This is a genomic window from Aeromonas sp. 603404 (assembly GCF_049171775.1).
Taxonomy (GTDB): Bacteria; Pseudomonadota; Gammaproteobacteria; order Enterobacterales; family Aeromonadaceae; genus Aeromonas; species Aeromonas veronii_A.
The window spans coordinates 26699-45652 of sequence record NZ_JAAKPE010000021.1 but is presented as its reverse complement, the minus strand read 5'-3'; the positions used below and the strand labels follow the sequence as shown (position 1 = coordinate 45652).

The following is an 18954-nucleotide window of genomic DNA, read 5'->3' as shown; positions in this document are numbered from 1 at the left end:
CACAGAAACACCCTTCTGGTTGCTAGAATGGCCGAAAACAAGGAGGCCAAGATGGACTTGCGACTGAGACCCTACAAAGGAAAACGCCCGCAACTGGGCAAACGGGTGTATGTAGACCCCTGCGCAACACTGGTGGGCGATATCGAACTGGCCGATGATGCCAGCATCTGGCCCATGGTGGCGGCGCGGGGGGATGTTAACCATATCCGCATCGGCGCCCGCAGCAATATTCAGGACGGCACGGTGCTGCACCTGACTCGCAAGAGCGCCAGCAACCCGACCGGCTATCCGCTGCTGATCGGTGAAGATGTCACTGTGGGTCACAAGGCGATGTTGCACGGCTGCACCATCGGCAACCGGGTGCTGGTCGGCATGGGTGCCATTCTGCTTGATGGCGTCGTGGTTGAAGATGATGTGATGATCGGCGCAGGTTCACTGGTGCCACCGGGCAAGCGACTCGAATCGGGCTTTCTATATATAGGTAATCCCGTCAAACAGGCTCGCCCGCTCAAACCTGCCGAGATCGCCTTTCTCAAAACCTCGGCTGACAACTATGTCCTGCTCAAGGATGAGTATCTGCAAGAGACCTCATAGGGCAGGCAGAAACAGGAAGCCCGGCATGATGCCGGGCTTCGCTTCTTATATAGCTATATAGCCGTGCAGAACGGCTGACCGGAAATCAGTGGGCCTGATCCCAGTTATCGCCGGTACCCGCTTCCACCAGCAGCGGCACATGCAGTTCGGCAGCGGCCGACATCTTCTCCTTGATGATGGCGGTGTACTCCTCCAGCTTCTCTTCGCGGATCTCGAACACCAGTTCATCGTGTACCTGCATCAGCATGCGGATCGACTCATCCTCGATACCGCGGATCCAGCTATCCACGTTGATCATGGCGCGCTTGATGATATCGGCGGCCGTGCCCTGCATCGGGGCGTTGATGGCGGCCCGTTCGGCAGCCTTGCGCAGACCGGCGTTGCGGGACTTGATATCCGGCAGATAGAGGCGACGACCAAACAGGGTCTCGACATACCCCTGGGCTTCCGCCTGCTGACGGGTGCGCTCCATATACTCCAGCACGCCCGGGTAGCGTTCGAAGTAGAGATCCATGTACTTCTGCGCTTCGGCACGACCGATCCCCAGCTGCTTGGCCAGACCGAAGGCACTCATGCCGTAGATAAGGCCGAAGTTGATCGCCTTGGCGCCGCGGCGCATGTCGGTGGTGACCGCATCGAGCGCCACGCCGAACACCTCGGCGGCAGTCGCCTTGTGGATGTCCTTGCCCTCGGCAAAGGCGGTCAGCAGCCCCTTGTCACCGGAGAGGTGCGCCATGATGCGCAGCTCGATCTGGGAGTAGTCCGCCGCCACCAGCTTGTAACCGGCGCTCGGGATGAAGGCCTGACGGATCCGGCGCCCTTGCTCATTGCGCACCGGGATGTTCTGCAGGTTGGGATCAGATGATGACAAACGGCCCGTAGCCGCTACCGCCTGATGATAGGAGGTGTGTACCCGCCCGGTCTGCGGCTTGATCATCAGCGGCAACTTGTCGGTGTAGGTGGACTTGAGCTTGGCCAGCCCACGGTGCTCCATCAGCAGTTGCGGCAGCTCGTAGGTCTCCGCCAGCTCGGCCAGTACCTCTTCTGCGGTGGACGGCGCCCCCTTCGGAGTCTTTTTGATGATCGGCAGGCCCAGCTTGGTGAAGAGGATCTCCCCAAGCTGCTTGGGTGAGGAGAGGTTGAACTCCTGTCCAGCCAGCTCATGGGCCTGCTTCTCCAGCTCCGCCAGACGCACTTCGATCTCCTGGCTCTGCTGGTGCAGCAGCTTGGGATCGATGGTGGTACCGAGCAACTCCATCCGCGCCAGTACAGGTAACAGCGGCAGCTCGATCTCGCTGAATACCTTGGCGAGACCCGGCACGGCCTCCAGCTGACCCCACAGGGTCTGGTGTAGACGCAGGGTGATATCGGCATCTTCCGCCGCATAGGGAGCGGCCTGCTCCAGCTCGATCTGGTTAAAGGTGAGCTGTTTCACTCCCTTGCCGGCGATATCTTCAAACGAGGTGGTCTCGACCCCGAGGTAACGCTTGGCCAGCGAATCCATATCGTGACGACTGGCGGTGGAGTTGAGCACATAGGATTCGAGCATGGTGTCGTAGGCAATGCCCTGCAGGTCGATGTCGTGGTTGAGCAGCACGTTGCGATCGTACTTGAGATTCTGCCCCACCTTGAGACGGGTCGGATCTTCCAGCAGCGGTTTGAGCTTGCCCAACACCACAGCCTCGCTCAGCTGTAACGGTGCCCCCAGATAGTCATGGCCAAACGGCACATAAGCAGCCTTGCCCGGCTCAACCGCGAAGGAGACGCCGACGATCCGCGCCTCCATATAGTCGAGACTGGTGGTTTCGGTATCGAAGGCAAACAACGGTGCCGCTTTCAGCTGTTCCAGCCAGCCGTCAAACTCGGCTTCGTCCAGAATGCAGCGGTAGTCGGTTTCGATGGCGGCAACCGGAGCGGCGCTCTCATCGCCAGCCTCGTCTTGTCCGGCGCTCTCGCTGCCCTCTTCACCACCGGATTCCAGCTCCTTGATCAGGTTGCGCAGCTCGTATTCGCGATAGACCGCCAGCAGGGACTCCTTGTCGACCGGCTTGAGCAACAGCTCTTCCAGACTCTGTTCCAGCTCGACATCGGTCTTGATGGTCGCCAGTCGATAGGAGAGGCGAACCTGCTCCTCCTGCTCGCGGAACTTGTCGGCGAACGCCTTGGAGCCACGGAAGCCGAGCGCAGCTACCTTGTCGAGGTTGGCGGCAATCTCGTCGATGCTGCCAATCCCCTGCAACAGGGCCAGTGCAGTCTTTTCACCGACGCCGGTCATGCCGGGAATGTTGTCGACCTTGTCCCCCATCAGAGCCAGATAGTCGATGATGAGCTCGGGCGGTACGCCAAACTTCTCGATCACCCCTTCCCTATCGGTCTTCACATCTTTCATGGTGTCGATCAGGGTGACATGGTCGGAGACCAGCTGTGCCATATCCTTGTCACCTGTGCTGATCAGTACCGGCAGCTGCTTCTCGGTCGCCTGGCGGGCCAGGGTGCCGATCACGTCGTCAGCCTCCACCCCCTCCACCATCAGGAAGGGGAAGCCCATCGCCTTGATCATCTGGTGGATAGGCGCGACCTGGCTGCGCAGATCGTCCGGCATGCTGGCACGGGTCGCCTTGTACTCGGGATAGATGTCATCGCGGAAGGTCTTGCCCTTGGCATCAAACACCACGGCCACATGACAGTCAGGATATTGCTTGCGCAGGCTGCGCATCATGTTGGCCATGACACGGACGGCGCCGCTTGGCAAACCGGTCGATGTGCGCAGATCGGCCTGCTGGGAGGCGAAGAAGGCGCGGTAAAGATAAGAGGAGCCGTCGACCAGAATAAGGGGGTTGCTAGGGGCCATGAAATCGTCCTGCCAGAGATAAACAGCCGCTAGGATGCCACAGGCCCCCCCTCACACCAAGGGGCGTAGCAACAGTACACAACGCCTGATAAATGGACTCAGCCTGTGGATAACTCTGTGTTCAAAAATGGAGTGCATCAGAGTGCACAGTGACAAAACTGTGCATAAGAACATAAAAAACCATTAAAAACAATATATTGAGATCGCAAAAACCGATCGCAAGACAGTTAGAATGATCTCGATCAATGTGGAAAAAGATTTAAGGGAGTAGGTACGGCAGGATCCAAAACGAAACAATCCTAGCACAGCAAGATGACTTGACCAGCAGATGGCGAGCGATAACCATACAAAAGTACAACAATCCATCTTGGCTCACATTTTCAACAACGAGGAGTTTGCCATGAAAAAAGTGGCCGTGATTTTGAGTGGCTGCGGTGTCTTTGACGGAGCCGAAATCCATGAGGCCGTCATCAGCCTGCTGGCGCTGGCCCGTCAGGGAGCCGCCGTCCAGTGCTTCGCCCCGAACGTGGCGCAGCTCCATGTCATCAACCACCTGACCGGTGAAGTGAGCGAGGGAGAGAGCCGCAACGTGTTGGTCGAAGCGGCCCGCATCTGCCGTGGCCAGATCAAGGATGTGGCCGAGCTGGATGCGGTAGATTATGACGCCCTGCTGGTGCCCGGTGGCTTTGGCGCTGCCAAAAACCTGTGCGACTTCGCAATCAGGGGCGCCGAATGCCAGATCCAGCCCGATGTGCTGAAAGCGTGCCAGAGCTTTGCCAAAGCCAATAAACCGGCCGCCTATATCTGCATCGCGCCCGCCATGATCCCGCTGATATATGGTGCTGGAACGCTGGCGACCATCGGCCATGACGAGGGTACCGCCAACGCCATCGAGGAGATGGGTGGCACCCATCTCAACTGCCCGGTCAACGAGTTTGTGGTGGATCAGGAGCGCAAGGTGATCTCCACCCCCGCCTACATGCTGGCCAACAACATAGTCGAAGCCGCGGACGGCATCGAGAAGACAGTCAAACAACTGCTGGCGCTGTAATTCCCATCCCGCCAAAACAAAAATAGACGGGCCGCTCATAGAGCGGCCCGTTTTCAATTCTGCCTGAAGGCGATGAATTAGATGGTTTCGCCCATCTGATCCATTTTACCCAGCAGGGCACGCAGACGCTCCTGCCATGCAGCGTGCTCGTTACGCAGCTGATGGTTCTCGTCTTGCAGCTTGCTGTTCTGTTCTTTCAGCTCGTCCAGCTCCATCTTCAGCAGGGAGATGTTGTCGACAGCGGATTGTACTTTGGATTCGAGTTGCTCAAGGACTTCTAGTGACATATGCATACCTGTTTGTTCAATTGCGATGCCCCACAGAGGGCGATTCAAGCGCGTGGAGCCAGCATACCCCGAGCCTATCGGCACAAACAAGCCAGTGCGCTGTAAAATGCGCCTTCCATAGATGTATTGTCTAAATATGCGTCTATTTTTCTCGCATCCTGCGCCAGAGCCGCGACAACACTCTAAACCGTACCTAAAAAGCGCCGCTACCAACGCATCATTGATGCCATCCTGATGGCACGGTCGCTATCCATGCAAGGCGATATAAGCCCCCAGCAACAGACAGGCGACCACATACATCAGCAGGCCGTAAAGCAGGTTCCAGCGCAGGATCAGCCCGGCACTGAGGTTGTAACGGGAGGCCAGCGCCAGATTGGATCCGGAGAGCGGACTGGTGCCGGTGGCAAGCCCCCATCCCAGCAGGAAACACATACCGAGCAGGCTGGGATCCGGCGCCAGCGGCCAGAGCAGTGGCGCCAGCCCGGAGATACTGATGAGCGGATGCACCCCGACGATGGCCACCAGCAGGATCAGCAGCAGAGTGAGGGATGCCTCCAGCCAGCCAAAGTGGTTGAACAGCGGCAGGCCGTGACCGGCACCGAAATCGATGACCGACAGCGCACTGTTGATGCCTGCCGCCAACAAACCGGCCCCCAGAAACAGCACCAGCTGACCGCCGATGGCGGGGAAACGCTCCACCACCTGCCGCTTGAGGGCCGCCTTGCGCCCTGTCCTCGGCATAAAGAGCAGCGCCAGCAGCGGGGCCACCAGTGCGATCACCGCCAGAATGCCGAGCTGGGGCCAGATCTGCTTGATGAGCAGTACCAGCAACGCCAGCGTGACTGGCAACCCCAGTGTCTGCAACCGCAGCGGATAACCGGCAAAGTCGGCCACTCCGATCCTCTCCACCTGCCAGGCAGTCAGCCCCATCGCCAGCAAGGCGGCGAGGATCCCGAACGGCAGAATATGGGAGAGCTGCAAGCCCGGCGCATAGGTGAGCGCCACCGCCATGGCGACAAAGAAGGGTGACCAGAAGGCGGCGGCACAGAAGATCCGGCTCAGCACCATCACCTGACGCCGCTCCAGGGTGCCATTACGCTCCAGCCGATCGCCGATGATAAAGAGCACCGAGAGATTGATGACCGCCCCCAGCAGATTGAGGCTGGCCATGGTGCTCCACAGCCCCTTGCGCCCGGTCCAGGAGGTGGTGCCGGTCAGCAAGCCGGAAGTGGCAAGGTTGAGGGTGCTCACCGCGGCAAACATGGTGAGCATATTGATATTGGGCAGCAGCCAGTCACCGGCAATGAGGGTCGCGCCCTGCCACCAGGAGAAGATCAACAGCAGCAGGGCGGCACTATACAGGGCCAGCGCCTGCCGCCTGGCGGCCCCTACCAGCCAGGGCCAGGTGAGCAGTGACGCCCCCCAGGCTGCAATGGCCGCGGGCCAGGGGGAGAGACCCAGATAGAGATGAAGCAGGTTGAGCAGCCACATCCCCAAAATCAGATAACCCGACCAGCGTTTGGCCATCGACGCCTCCGGTCAGGAGATCAGAGACACTGATCCATATCCAGTGAAGGCTTGTCGCACTCCGGACGGCCGACGATCTTGGCGGGTACGCCAGCAACCGTGGTATGAGGTGGCACCGGGTTGATCACCACGCTGCCGGCGCCGATTTTGGCACCCACGCCCACTTCGATATTGCCGAGCACCTTGGCGCCCGCCCCTATCATCACCCCTTCGCGGATCTTGGGGTGGCGATCGCCGCTCTCCTTGCCGGTACCACCGAGGGTAACGCTCTGCAGGATGGAGACATCATCTTCAATCACCGCCGTCTCGCCGACCACTATGCCGGTGGCATGGTCAAACATGATGCCCTTGCCGATGCGGGCGGCCGGGTGCACATCCACCCCGAACACCACCGAGATCTGGTTCTGCAGATAAAGAGCCAGCGAGCGGCGCCCCTGACGCCACAGCCAGTTGGCGACCCGATACCCCTGCAGGGCATGGAACCCCTTGAGGTAGAGCAGCGGGGTGGAGAAGAGGTCGACCGCAGGATCGCGCTCCTGCACGGCGCAGATGTCGGCCGCCACTACCGTCAGCAGCTCGGGCTCGCTGCGCAGGGCCAGCTCGATCACCTCGCGCAGGGCGATGGCGGGCATGGTGGCGCTGTCGAGTTTGTTGGCCAGCTGGAAGCTCAGCGCCGAACGCAGATTCTTGTGATTGAGAATGGTGGAGTGGAAGAAGCTGGCCAGCATCGGCTCCTGGGCCGCCATGCACTCCGCTTCTTGCTGAATTTTGTGCCAAGTTTTGGCAACCAGTTCATCCATGTTGCAGCCTACTGTTGTTCTGGGTGAGGGCTCTGTTGTTCTTTTGTCAGCACCGAGATGGGGTCCATGTGGATGATGACATCCATCCGCTCGAATGCCTGGCGAACCGCCAGCTCGGCTTCATCGGCGATCTGATGGGCCTTGACCAGGGGGATCTGATCATCCAGTTCCAGATGCAACTGTACGAATCGGGTCGGCCCGGATTGACGGGTGCGCAGGTCATGTACGCCGTGTACCCCTTCGACGGCGCAGCAGAGGGCCATTATTCTCGCTTGTTCTTCCGCTGGCAACTGACGATCGAGCAGGGCCTGCACCGACTCGTAGCCGATATGTCCCGCCCCCCACAACAGGAACAACCCGATCAGGATGGCAAACAGGCCGTCAGCCCAGTACCACCCCTGCCCCGCCAGCACCAGCGCCAGCAAGACACCGGCGTTGAGCAGCAGATCGGAGCGGTAGTGCAACATGTCCGCCTTGATGGCCACGCTGTTGGTCTTGCGAATAACGAAACTCTGGAAACTGACCAGCAGCAGGGTCAGCACAATGGAACCGCCACTAACCCAGAGACCCGCCTCTAACCGTTCAATAGGTGCCTGTTTGAGCAGGGAGGAGATGCCGTGCATCACCAGCAGCAATGCGGAACCGGAGATAAAGGCCGACTGGATCAGCCCCGCCAGAGACTCCGCCTTGCCGTGACCGAAGCGGTGTTCATCATCGGCGGGGGCCAGCGCATAGCGAATGGCCAGCAGGTTGATGATGGAGGCACTCACATCCATAAAAGAGTCGGTGAGCGACGCCAGCAGGGTCGACGAGTCTGTCATCAGCCAGGCGATCAGTTTGCCGATGATGAGCAGGGTGGCAGTCGTGACGGCCGCCATGCTGGCAAAGGTAACCCAACGGGAATATTGTTGATGGCTCAAAACCGGCTTTCCTCTGGCGATGAAAAACTTATTATACCCTGACCCCGGCGTCAGTTTGGCGCGAAAATCTGCGGAATAACACCCGATGAACAGAATACTCCTGGTCGACGACGATCTTGAATTGACCCAGCTGCTCACCGAAATTCTGACCCTGGAGGGATTTCAGGTCACGGTCGCCGAGGATGGTGAAGAGGGGCTGCAACGGCTGGCGGAGCAGAGCTTCGATCTGGTGCTGCTGGACGTGATGATGCCCAAACTCAACGGCTTTGCCATGCTGACCAAGCTGCGCAAGACCCATGAAACCCCGGTGCTGATGTTGACCGCTCGTGGCGACAGCCAGGATCGGGTTAACGGTCTGGAAGCGGGTGCCGACGACTATCTGGCCAAGCCGTTCGACGATCGGGAGCTGCTGGCCCGGGTTCGCGCCATCCTGCGCCGTACCCAGAGTGCCCCGCCCCAGCGTGGCAGCTCCTCCGACGAAGTGCACTTCATGGATATCGTGCTGCAACCCGGCCTGCAGCAGGCCCGCTGCGGCGTACAACTGCTGGAGCTGACCGCCACCGAATTCGGGCTGCTGGAGTGCCTGCTGCGCAATCCCGGCCAGATTGTCAGCAAGAGCCACCTCTCCGAACAGGTGCTTGGCAAGAAGCTGGAGCCCTTCGATCGGGCCATCGACATGCACCTGAGCAACCTGCGCAAGAAGCTGCCGGACCGCAGTGATGGCCAGCCCCGCTTCAAAACCGTACGGGGGCGCGGTTACCTGTGGCTAGAGCAAGAATAAAGAGTACCAGCTCCCTCAACGGCATATCGACCCACATCTTCCTCTGGTTCTGGTTCATGCTGCTGGTGATGCTGGCCGCCGTGATCAGCCTGCCCACTCTGGATCCTCGCAACCAGATCCCGCTGCCGACCCATGAGGCGGTGCGAATGCAGAAAAATGTGCAGGCCCTGCTCAACGCTGCCGATCCGAATCAGGATTTCGATCTGGCCAAAACGATGGACAAGATCGCCATGCTCCCGGTGGACAATGTCTACCTGCGCGACGAGAGGGGGCAGATCCAGTCCACCACCCATCCGCGCAAGTTTGTGGTGCGCTTTATGGTGGACGCCGATGACCCGGCCAAACCCATGCTGGGCAACGAGGATCGCAAGGCGATCGCTGGTCCCTTCCTGATGGAGCACCGCGGCCATCGCTATCACGTCTATTTCGGCCTCAATGCCGAGAACCCCTACCTGTTCCTGTTCATACAGGTGCTGGATCACCCGATCCGCATTCTGGGCATCTCGATGCTGGTCAGCACCCCGCTCTGCCTGCTGCTCGCCTGGCGGCTGACCCGCCCCATCTTGCAGTTGCAGAAGTCGGTCTCCCAACTGGCGGCTGGCAATCTGGAGGTACAGATCCCCAACCTGGGACGGGGCGACGAGATCGGCCAGCTGGCGGATAACGTCAGCCGCATGGTGGAGACACTCAAGAGCATGATCCAGAAGCAGAAACAGCTGCTTTCCGATATCTCCCACGAGCTGCGCAGCCCCCTCACCCGGATGCAACTGGCGCAGGCGCTGATCCGCCGCAAGCAGGGTGACAGCGCCGAGCTGGCGCGGATCGAATCGGAGATCGGACGGCTGGACAAGCTGATCGGCGATCTGCTGGATCTGTCGCGAGTGCAGCAGCATGTGGAGGCGCCGGTGGTACATCCGCTGGCCGACCTGCTGGAACCCATCCTCGAAGATGCCATGTTCGAAGCGAATCAGAGTGGCAAACAGCTCAGACTGCCGCCGCTGCCCGCAGAGTCGATCCAGATGTGGCCCGAGCTGCTGGCCCGGGCCGTGGAGAACCCCCTGCGCAACGCCCTCAAATATGCCCGCGAGTTCATCAAGGTGGACTGGTATCGGGAGGGACTGGAGTGGGTGATGACCATTCGGGATGACGGCCCCGGGGTGCCAGACGAGCAGCAGGCGCTGCTGTTCCAGCCCTTCTTCCGGGTCGATGACGCCCGCAACGCCAAGACTGGCGGCACCGGGCTGGGGCTGGCCATCGCCTCGGAGGCGATCCAGCGCCACGGCGGCACCATTGCGGCCAGCAATAATCACCCCACCGGGCTGACCATCACCATCCGCTTGCCCATCGCCTGATCCTTTTCATCCGGACGGGCGCTGGGTATGCTGGCGCCCCTTCTTGGCTTTACATCTCTTTGCAGGAGCTCGTCATGCTCGATATCGTCCTCTACCAGCCGGAAATTCCGCCCAACACCGGCAATATCATCCGGCTTTGCGCCAATACCGGTTACCGGCTCCATCTGATCGAGCCGCTGGGGTTTGAGTGGGATGACAAGCGGGTAAAGCGGGCGGGACTCGACTATCACGAATTTGCCGAGGTGAAGCGCTGGCCGAGCTATGAGGCTTTTCTGGCTGCCGTGGCGCCCAAGCGGGTGTTTGCCTGCACCACCAAGGGCCGCACCGCGCACTCGGCAGCACAATATGCCCTTGGCGACGCCCTGCTGTTTGGCCCGGAGAGTCGCGGCCTGCCCATCGAGATCATCGAGAGCCTGCCATTCGAGCAGCGGCTGCGCATCCCTATGGTGCCCCAGAGCCGCAGCATGAACCTATCCAACGCGGTGTCTGTCTTTGTCTACGAGAGCTGGCGCCAGCTCGGCTACGACGGTGCCATGTAAGCGCCACCAATGATCAGTGGCGGGCGTCGAGCAGATGCCCGCTGCGCTCCAGCCGCCAGCAAGTGACCCCCAGCGACAGACCGCGCCCCACCATCAGCGCCGCCATCGCCGCCCATAACGCGGCCACGCCCCACGACTGACAGAGCCACCAGATCGGGAAGAAGCCGCCAAACGCGGCCAGCAACATGCTGTTGCGCATCTCCTGCGCCCGGGTCGCCCCGATGAATACGCCATCCAGCAAGAAGCACCAGACCGCCAGCAAGGGCATGGCGATCAGCCAGGGAAGCTGGCGATGTGCCTCCGCCACCACGGCCGGAATATCGGTGATATAGCCGATAAGGTGGGCCCCAAAGAGGGCAAACAGCAGGGTAAAACCACTGGCGATGAGGGCGGCCCAACCCAAATTGAGCACGATGGCCTCCCGCAGTTTCTGCCGATCCCGCTGACCGATGGCTCGCCCTACCATGGCCTCCACCGCATAGGCAAAACCATCGAGTCCGTAGGAGATAAGCATCAGGAAGTTGAGCAGCACCGCATTGGCGGCCACCGCCACATCCCCCAGTCGTGCCCCTTGCAGAGTCATGAAGGCGAAACAGAGCTGCAAACAGAGGGAGCGCAGGAAGATATCGCGGTTGAGGCCGAGCAGCCGCACCATGGGCGCAAGCTGCCGCCAGCGCTGCCAGCCATCCTGCCACACCGTCGGCGCCAGTTGCCGCAGCTGACGGCGTACCAGCCAGATACCGACTGCCAGCGCGCAGTAGTCCGCCATGACCGAGGCCGCCGCCACACCCCGCACCTGCCAGCCGAGCCCGAGCACAAACAGGGCATCGAGCGCCATATTGACCAGATTGGTGAGGATCAGCATCACCATGGGGCTGCGGGCATCCTGCATCCCCAACAGCCAGCCCATGATCACCAGATTGCAGAGCGCCGCCGGGGCGCTCCAGATCCGTACCGCCACATATTGGCCCGCATAGAGCTGCACCTCGGGCGAGCCGCCACTCAGGGCGATCAATCGCGGCAACAGGGGGAAGAGCAACAGAAGCAGCATCAACCCCAAGGCGATAGCCAGCCCCAGTGCCCGCAGCAGGGTATCAAGCTGGGCACGACCGTCGGCGGCGCCGTGCGCCTGCGCCGTCAGGCCGGTGGTCGACATCCGCAAAAAGCCGAGCAGCCAGAAGATGAGGTTGATCAGGGTCGCGCCGACCGAAACGCCCCCCAGAAACCAGGCCTGACCGAGATGACCGATCACCCAGGTGTCCACCAGCCCCAGCAAGGGGGTGGTGATATTGGAAAAAACCATGGGCAGAGCGAGCGCAAAGACGGCGCGGTGGCGAGATGGGTCTCGCCACCAAGGCGCAACAGCTGGGGTCACGCTAAGTGGCCTGTCAGCTTCAGGATGCGGGAGAAGTCAGAGAGCATGGTGGCCATCTGCACCCGGGGCACCTGATCCGGCGCCACCTGCGGGCGGAATACCGCCTGCAGCTTGCCCTTGGGATTGATGAGCACGATGGAAGCGGAGTGATCGATCAGGTAATCCTTCTCCCCCTGATTGGCGATGGAGTAGATCAGCCCCAGATTGCGCACGAACGGGAACAGCTTGTCGTGGGGGGCAGTGGCCGCCTTGAATTCGGGATTGAAGAAGGCGGTATAGGTCTTGAGGCGTGGAATATCGTCACGCTGGGGATCCGCCGAGATAAACACTACCTGACTGTCGGGCGCCATCTTCTTCAGCTGGTCATAGACGGAGCGCATATCTGCCAGGGTGGTGGGGCAAATATCGGGGCAGAAGGTGTAGCCGACAAACAGGAAGGTCCAGTGCCCCTTCAGGTTGGCAGGAGTGAACGGCTGGTTGTCCGCATCGGTAAAGGCGAAATCATTGATGTCCCGCCCCGCCGGATAGTAGTCAGCCTGTTCCGGCTGCTCTGGCTGCGTGGCGTAGAACACCAGGATCAGGCAGGCTGTCAGCAGCAGAAAGAGCAGGGGATAGCGGAGCTTCATCATAACAAGAGACCCTTTCAGTTCGAGGCAGATGGCCAGCAGTGACCGGACAAGAGGGTGGCATTGTACCCCAGCGAGCCGCCAAGGTGGTTCAACCTTGTGCAACGCCCTGTCAGGAGTCGACCATTTGGCATAATTAATCGCCAGTTGCGGCCATAAAAAAACCGGCCCCCTCGGGTGCCGGTTATGGATGGATTTGTTTGTCTCTTCTGCTCAGGGGCGAGCGTTACGCCCCTGCTGCAACATCTTGCCGATGGCCCGCACGCCGATTGGAATCACGGGGGCCAGCCAGCCCTCTTCCCCCTGGCGATCACCGTGACCCCGTTTGAACAGCAGCACCAGACGCACCACCTTCTCTTTCGGGCATCCCAGCCAGAGCGTCCAGTGCGAACCACGATGGTGCAGCCAGAGACCGTAAAACCAGGTCATCCGGCTGCCTTTGACAAAACGGGTGATTGACGATTCCGCTGGCGCAGCCCCAGCCTCTGAATCCCATGGCGATCTTGATGCCATACCAGTCCTCCTTGACCGACAGGTCATGTTGCTTCGTCGGCCTGAACTGGGAACAGGCCCGTCACGACTATCTGCAACCATTACAAGTGGTCCCCTTTGCCCGACAAGGCTCGGGATCTCCCCACTCCCCCTTCATATCCCGTGAAGGTGTACTGCCCGATTCTCGTTGTTACCGGCCCTCCCGTCCTGCGCATTGCGATGGTCAGAGGGAGGTGCCAAGGCCTGTCTCGGCGACAGGGCACTGATCTGAGCATATATCTGAAATGGATGATTGGTAGCCGGTCGCGCAGGACAAAAATGCCGCCGCCGATGATCTGTTTGATATGACAGGGAAAGTGCGCCAGAAACAGCACGGCCTCCCGAAGGAGGCCGTGTGGCAAACGCAGTTGGCGGGGATGATTACATCCAGTCAGCGTTGCGGATCACCCCGACCGCCAGCCCTTCGATGGTGAGCTGCTGGCAGGAGAGATCCACCTCGATGGGGGAGAGCTCTTCATTCTCCGGCAGCAGCCATACCTGACTGCCCTTGCGCTGGAAGCGCTTGACGGTGACATCCTCATCGAGACGGGCGACCACCACCTGACCGTTGCGCACTTCCTGGGTCTTGTGCACCGCCAGCAGATCACCATCGAGAATGCCGATGTTCTTCATGCTCATCCCCTGTACCCGCAGCAGAAAATCTGCGCGCGGATGGAACAGGGCGGGATCAACCTGATAGTGGCTCTCGATATGCTCCTGCGCCAGGATGGGTTCACCGGCAGCGACCTTGCCGATGAGCGGCAGGCCGCTCTCTTCCAGCACCTCTTCCTCTTCGAGCAACAGGCGAATGCCGCGGGACGTGCCCGGCATGATCTCGATGACCCCTTTTTTGGCCAGGGCCTTCAGATGTTCTTCGGCCGCATTGGCCGACTTGAAACCAAGCTTCTGGGCAATCTCTGCACGAGTCGGCGGCATACCGGTCTCGCTCATGTTCACCTTGATCAGCTCCAGCACTTCGGCCTGGCGGGGGGTAAGGGGTTTCATAGAATTGGCACCTGTCTTTTTATACAGCACACTGGCAGTATATACAGTGCAGTGGCCAAGGCAAGGCGCAGCTGACATTTGTCGCGACCAACCCCTCATTTACTACTGTTTTGATCCTGCGCAGCCGACTCATCGTACCTCTCGGCGACAAGGGGCTGTCGATTTGCTATGCTCACGCCGCATTTTTTTGGAGAGCAGACGCACATGTCCCTAGGACAGAAGATTTCCAGAGCCATCTTGCAATGGCCGGTCAGCGGCTTGGTCAATCACAAGAGCCTGCCGGAAAATCCCATCACAGAACTCAATCTGGATCCGGCCAGACCCATCGTCTATGCCCTGAAAACCAGTTCGATCACCGACCTGATGACCCTGCAGCAGTGCTGCGAGGATCTCGGTCTGCCCGGTCCCTTCACGCCGCTGGAGCTCAACGGCCAGCTGCTGCCGCGCTATGTCTGTCTGGATCGTCCGCCTCCCCTGTTTGGCAAACGCAGCAAACCGCTCCCCTTCCTGCAGGAGTTCCACCAGCTGCTGGATCTGCACAAGCAGGATCCCGAGCTGGATATCCAGGTGGTGCCCGTCACCCTGTTCTGGGGCCGAGCTCCGGGTCGGGAAGGCGAGGAGGCCTCCGGCCTCAACATCATCAGCAGCCTGGCGCCGAACCGGCTGAAGAAGGCGCTCATCGTGATCCTCAAGGGTCGCGAGAATCTGGTGCGCTTCTCGCCGCCGCTCTCCCTGCGCTACATGGCGGACAAACACGGCACCGACGAGGCGATCGCCCACAAGCTGGCACGAGTGGCCCGTACCCACTTCAGCCGCCAGCAGCTGGCCGCTACCGGCCCGAAACTGCCGAACCGCAACCTGCTGTTCAAGCAGTTGCTCGACTCCGCGGTGATCCAGCAGGCGATTGAAGAGGAGGCCCAGCGCGAGGGGATCAGCCTCGAGAAGGCGCAAAAGCGCGCCCATGGCTACATGGACGAGATCGCCTCCAACTTCTCTTACCGGCTGATCCGCCTGGGCGAGAGCTTCCTTGGCTGGCTGTGGAACAAGCTCTACCGCGGCTTGTCGGTCAATGGCGCCGAGAAGGTACGCCAGCTGGCGCAGGAAGGGCACGAGATCGTCTACGTCCCCTGCCACCGCAGCCACATGGACTACCTGCTGCTCTCCTACGTCATCTACCACCAGGGGATGGTGCCGCCCCATATCGCGGCAGGCATCAACCTCAACTTCTGGCCGGCGGGCCCCATCTTCCGCCACGGCGGCGCCTTCTTCATTCGCCGCACCTTCAAGGGCAACCCGCTCTACAGCACGGTATTCCGGGAATACCTCAACCTGCTGTTTGCCAAGGGTTACTCGGTAGAGTTCTTCACCGAAGGCGGTCGCTCCCGTACCGGCCGTCTGCTGCCGCCCAAGACCGGCATGCTGGCGATGACCCTGCAGGCGATGATGCGCGGGCTGGACAGGCCGGTCACTCTGGTGCCGGTCTATCTGGGTTACGAGCACGTGATGGAGGTGAACACCTACCACAACGAGCTCAAGGGGAGTCGCAAGGAGAAAGAGAGCTTCCTGCAGGTGCTCGGCATCCTGCGCAAGCTGCGCAACTACGGCCGTGGCTTCGTCAACTTCGGCGAGCCGCTGACTCTCAACAGCTACCTGAGCGAACACATCCCCGACTGGAAAAAGCACATCGGGGAAGAGGAGCGTCCGGAGTGGATGGCGGGCACCGTCAACAATCTGGCCGAACTGCTGATGACCCGCATCAACGGCGCTGCCGCGGTCAACGGCCTGACCCTGAGCGCGCTGGCGCTGCTGGCCGCCGAGCGCCACGCCCTGACCCGCGACGAGTTGCAGGCCCAGCTCAACACCTATCTGGATCTGCTCAAAGCGGTGCCCTACAGCCCGCAGAGCACCATTCCGGATGAGGATGCCAAGACCCTGCTGGATCAGGCGATGGAGCTCAACAAGTTCGAAGTGAGCGAGGACAAGCTGGGGCAGATCATCAGTCTCGACCGCTATCAGGCGATCCTGCTGACCTACTACCGCAACAACATTCTCCACCTGTTCGCCATGCCCTCTCTGGTGGCGGCATTGATCGAACGGTGCGAGGGGATCTCCCGCAGCGAGATCATGGCCCGCTGCATCGACATCTATCCGCTGCTCAAGACCGAGCTGTTCCTGCGTTATGAAGAGGAGGAGTTACCAGCGCTGGTCGACAGCCTGCTCGACGCGCTGCAAACCCAGCAACTGATCGAGACCCGCGATGACGGCTACTGGGTCAATCCGGCCAACCAGATGCGCCTGCTGCTGCTGGCGGAGAGTATTCAGGAGACCCTGCAACGCTACGCCATCGTGCTGACCCGGGTACTGGCCCAGCCTCATATCGAAGCGGAGCAGCTGGAGGCGGACGGCCTGATGATGGCAGAGCGCCTCGGCACCCTGCACGGCATCAACGCCCCCGAGTTCTTCGACCAGAAGCTGTTCAGCACCCTGATCCACACCTTGCGCAAAGAGGGTTACCTCTCCCCAGAGTGCAAGCCGGATCTCGGCCGCTTCCAGGCGCTGGCCGACAATATAGTGCCGCTGCTGAGCAACAAGATCCGCCGCACCATTCAGGCAGGCAATCAGCTCTGATCTGCAACGCAAACAAAGAAGGCCGCATCATGCGGCCTTCTTTTTTATCGGAGTCTGCGCGGGAACATGTCACGCCAGCAGGTAATCGAGCACCAGACCGGCAAACACCAGCGCCCCCACATAGTTGTTGTTGAGAAACGCCTGGAAGCAGGCTTCCCGCTGCCGCTCGCGAATGAGCCGCTGCTGATAGACAAACAGCACCGCCGCCCCCAGCAATCCCCAGTAATACCAGCCCCCCAGCGTCATCAGCTGCCCGACCGCCAGCAACAGCAGCAGCGTCGAGAGTTGCAGTGCGCCGATGATCCGCTTGTCGTAACGACCAAACAGGATGGCGCTGGATTTGAGGCCGATCTTGAGGTCGTCATCCCGATCCACCATGGCGTACTGGGTGTCGTAAGCCACCGTCCAGAGCAGGTTGGCGAAAAAGAGCAGCCAGGCCACCAGCGGCAGAGCATCCGCCTGCGCCGCATAGGCCATCGGGATCGACCAGGAGAAGGCCATCCCGAGCACCAGCTGAGGGTTCGAGATAAAGCGCTTCATAAAGGGGTAGCTCACCGCCAGCAGCAGGGCGACAAACGACAGACCGATGGTGAGCGGATTCATGGTCAGCACCAGACCAAAGGAGATAAGCGCCAGCACGAAGAAGAGCGCCAGCACCTCCCACGGCTTGACTCTACCCGTAGGCAAGGGGCGACCAGCGGTGCGTTTGACGTGGCCATCGAAGTTGCGATCCGCATAGTCGTTGATGACGCACCCTGCCGAGCGCATCAGAAAGACCCCGACCACAAACACGGTCAGCACCCAGAGATTGGGCAGGCCACCAGCGGCCAGCCAGAGCGCCCACAGGGTTGGCCACAGCAGCAGCAGAGTACCTATGGGTTTGTCGACGCGGGCCAACTGCATGTAGGCAAGTCCCCGCTCCTTGGTTAACAGGTTCACTCCAGCTCCTTGTCACAGACGAGAGAGGGCAGAAACAGCTCGTGCACCAGCAGTGGCCACTGCCCCAGAAACAGACGGGAACGACGCCCCCAGACAGTGGCGGCCGGGCAACGAGGATTGGCGGCAATATCGAAACGGGCCAGCTGCAGGTGATCACGGCGGGCAGGCTCATGGCCAAATACCCGCTCACCCAGCGGCTGCTCGCCAAGCTCGGCAATGCCGCTCCCTTGCAATGCGTCATCGGCAAACAGGGTCCAGCCCAGCACGGCGGGCCCACGATCCCCGTGCAGGATCACCTCGCGGCAGGTACCGGCCGGCGAGGCCGAATCCACCAGCCACTGCTCATCGGCAGTAAGGGCGACCGGGTGATTGCCCAGCCACTCCACCGAAAAGTGGCGATTGTGCTGACGCAGCCGCCGGGTCATGGAGCCGGGCTCCAGCAGCCAAGGGCGCAGGCTGGCGGGCAATTCGCAACATTCGGGGGCCAGCCACCCGCTTAACGGCGTGAGGGGAACAGTCAACTCGGACTTCACAGCTTCACCATCCAGAGATTTCCGTGTTCAGGTTAAAATCCGGTTTATTATCCGTAAATCAATAGCGAAATGTAAGAACATCCGTGCTTGACGGCCCCGATGGCAACATCAAAAATGGGTTATCTCTTGCTGATGAGCCATCTATATGAAGATCTTCAAAATTCTGCTGGTGTTGTTACTGAGCTGTGGTGCGCTGCATGTACAAGCCTCATCCGAAGAAGAGCCGCCCGCAGAGGGAGAAGAAGCAGCCGCAGCCGCCAAGCCGGGCTTTTCCTACCACGCGCTCGACCCCGACATCATCACCAACTACCTGAGCAACGGCAAAACCCTCGGTTATGTCCGAGTCACGGTGGAGCTAATGGCGGAAAACGAAGCCGACCTCAAGCTGCTGGAGCAGCATGACCCGCTGATCCGAGATACCATCATTCGTTTGATGGGCAGCAAGAGCGCCGAGCAGATCAAATCCCTGGTCAGCCGTGAAGAGTTGCGCAAGGAGTGCGAAACCAAGGTCAACGAACTGCTGGTCAAAGAGACTGGCAAGAAAGCGGTGCGCGAGCTCATCTTCACCAAGTTCCTTTACCAGTAATCCCTCCCGAAACAATCGCTTATTGGCAT

At 60.4% G+C, this 18954-nt stretch carries 18 protein-coding genes; 7 read left to right on the top strand and 11 right to left on the bottom strand.

What is annotated here, in order from left to right; translation table 11 throughout:
• The first annotated feature begins 51 nt into the window (after nt 1–51).
• Nucleotides 52–594 carry a gamma carbonic anhydrase family protein gene (locus tag G5306_RS19935; RefSeq protein ID WP_160881280.1) on the top strand — a complete coding sequence of 181 codons (543 nt, stop codon included), beginning with the start codon at nt 52–54 and terminating at the stop codon, nt 592–594.
• Between the two features lie 85 nt (nt 595–679).
• Here G5306_RS19935 and polA read toward each other — a convergent pair whose 3' ends face one another.
• On the bottom strand, nt 680–3445 hold the full coding sequence (gene polA, locus G5306_RS19930) for a DNA polymerase I (RefSeq protein ID WP_421313569.1): 2766 nt from the start codon (nt 3443–3445) through the stop codon (nt 680–682).
• A 400-nt stretch (nt 3446–3845) separates the two neighbouring features.
• On the opposite strand from polA, the gene elbB reads away from it, so the two are divergent.
• Nucleotides 3846–4496: an isoprenoid biosynthesis glyoxalase ElbB gene (gene elbB, locus G5306_RS19925; protein ID WP_421313567.1), complete on the top strand. Its 651-nt coding sequence runs from the start codon at nt 3846–3848 to the stop codon at nt 4494–4496.
• A gap of 77 nt (nt 4497–4573) precedes the next feature.
• Here elbB and G5306_RS19920 read toward each other — a convergent pair whose 3' ends face one another.
• The 4 genes from G5306_RS19920 to G5306_RS19905 form a co-directional block, all read right to left on the bottom strand.
• Nucleotides 4574–4783 carry a cell division protein ZapB gene (locus G5306_RS19920; RefSeq protein WP_005342050.1) on the bottom strand — a complete coding sequence of 70 codons (210 nt, stop codon included), beginning with the start codon at nt 4781–4783 and terminating at the stop codon, nt 4574–4576.
• A gap of 246 nt (nt 4784–5029) precedes the next feature.
• Complete coding sequence (locus tag G5306_RS19915; RefSeq protein ID WP_227341733.1) at nt 5030–6310, bottom strand: hypothetical protein; 1281 nt, start codon at nt 6308–6310, stop codon at nt 5030–5032.
• Between the two features lie 20 nt (nt 6311–6330).
• Entirely contained in the window at nt 6331–7110 is a 780-nt protein-coding gene (gene cysE / locus G5306_RS19910) for a serine O-acetyltransferase (RefSeq protein WP_005339552.1), read from the bottom strand.
• Between the two features lie 8 nt (nt 7111–7118).
• Nucleotides 7119–8030: a cation diffusion facilitator family transporter gene (locus G5306_RS19905; RefSeq protein WP_216952360.1), complete on the bottom strand. Its 912-nt coding sequence runs from the start codon at nt 8028–8030 to the stop codon at nt 7119–7121.
• Between the two features lie 85 nt (nt 8031–8115).
• Here G5306_RS19905 and G5306_RS19900 point away from each other — a divergent pair, with 85 nt between their 5' ends.
• The 3 genes from G5306_RS19900 (at nt 8116) to trmL (ending at nt 10702) form a co-directional block, all read left to right on the top strand.
• Nucleotides 8116–8811, top strand: coding sequence for a response regulator (locus G5306_RS19900; protein ID WP_227341731.1), 696 nt, complete (start codon nt 8116–8118; stop codon nt 8809–8811).
• Nucleotides 8793–10163 (top strand): ATP-binding protein, encoded by a 1371-nt coding sequence (locus G5306_RS19895; protein ID WP_410170594.1) that lies wholly within the window; start codon nt 8793–8795, stop codon nt 10161–10163. The genes G5306_RS19900 and G5306_RS19895 overlap by 19 nt, the downstream gene beginning before the upstream one ends.
• Nucleotides 10164–10237: 74 nt before the next feature.
• On the top strand, nt 10238–10702 hold the full coding sequence (trmL, locus tag G5306_RS19890; RefSeq protein ID WP_005339545.1) for a tRNA (uridine(34)/cytosine(34)/5-carboxymethylaminomethyluridine(34)-2'-O)-methyltransferase TrmL: 465 nt from the start codon (nt 10238–10240) through the stop codon (nt 10700–10702).
• 13 nt (nt 10703–10715) lie between these two features.
• On the opposite strand, the gene dinF is transcribed toward trmL, so the two are convergent.
• The 4 genes from dinF to lexA all read right to left on the bottom strand — a co-directional run bounded on the left by dinF (nt 10716) and on the right by lexA (nt 14239).
• Nucleotides 10716–12077, bottom strand: a complete 1362-nt coding sequence (gene dinF / locus G5306_RS19885) for an MATE family efflux transporter DinF (RefSeq protein ID WP_421313565.1) — start codon at nt 12075–12077, stop codon at nt 10716–10718.
• Nucleotides 12074–12706 (bottom strand): SCO family protein, encoded by a 633-nt coding sequence (locus G5306_RS19880; RefSeq protein WP_421210214.1) that lies wholly within the window; start codon nt 12704–12706, stop codon nt 12074–12076. The genes dinF and G5306_RS19880 overlap by 4 nt, the downstream gene beginning before the upstream one ends.
• 210 nt (nt 12707–12916) lie before the next feature.
• The gene (locus G5306_RS19875) at nt 12917–13132 is read right to left on the bottom strand and encodes a hypothetical protein (protein ID WP_019446524.1); all 216 of its coding nucleotides are present in this window, start codon (nt 13130–13132) and stop codon (nt 12917–12919) included.
• A gap of 483 nt (nt 13133–13615) precedes the next feature.
• Nucleotides 13616–14239, bottom strand: coding sequence for a transcriptional repressor LexA (gene lexA, locus G5306_RS19870; protein WP_005339540.1), 624 nt, complete (start codon nt 14237–14239; stop codon nt 13616–13618).
• A 204-nt stretch (nt 14240–14443) separates the two neighbouring features.
• Between lexA and plsB the strand changes: the two genes are divergently transcribed.
• Complete coding sequence (plsB, locus tag G5306_RS19865) at nt 14444–16867, top strand: glycerol-3-phosphate 1-O-acyltransferase PlsB (RefSeq protein ID WP_019446525.1); 2424 nt, start codon at nt 14444–14446, stop codon at nt 16865–16867.
• 69 nt (nt 16868–16936) lie between these two features.
• Here the strand turns inward: plsB and ubiA are convergent, their stop codons facing one another.
• Nucleotides 16937–17806 carry a 4-hydroxybenzoate octaprenyltransferase gene (gene ubiA / locus G5306_RS19860; RefSeq protein WP_005339536.1) on the bottom strand — a complete coding sequence of 290 codons (870 nt, stop codon included), beginning with the start codon at nt 17804–17806 and terminating at the stop codon, nt 16937–16939.
• Entirely contained in the window at nt 17803–18339 is a 537-nt protein-coding gene (locus tag G5306_RS19855) for a chorismate--pyruvate lyase family protein (protein ID WP_005339534.1), read from the bottom strand. Before G5306_RS19855 ends, ubiA begins: the two co-directional genes overlap by 4 nt.
• 145 nt (nt 18340–18484) lie before the next feature.
• Here G5306_RS19855 and G5306_RS19850 point away from each other — a divergent pair, with 145 nt between their 5' ends.
• Nucleotides 18485–18925, top strand: coding sequence for a flagellar basal body-associated FliL family protein (locus G5306_RS19850; RefSeq protein WP_216952370.1), 441 nt, complete (start codon nt 18485–18487; stop codon nt 18923–18925).
• The last annotated feature ends 29 nt before the right edge of the window (nt 18926–18954 follow it).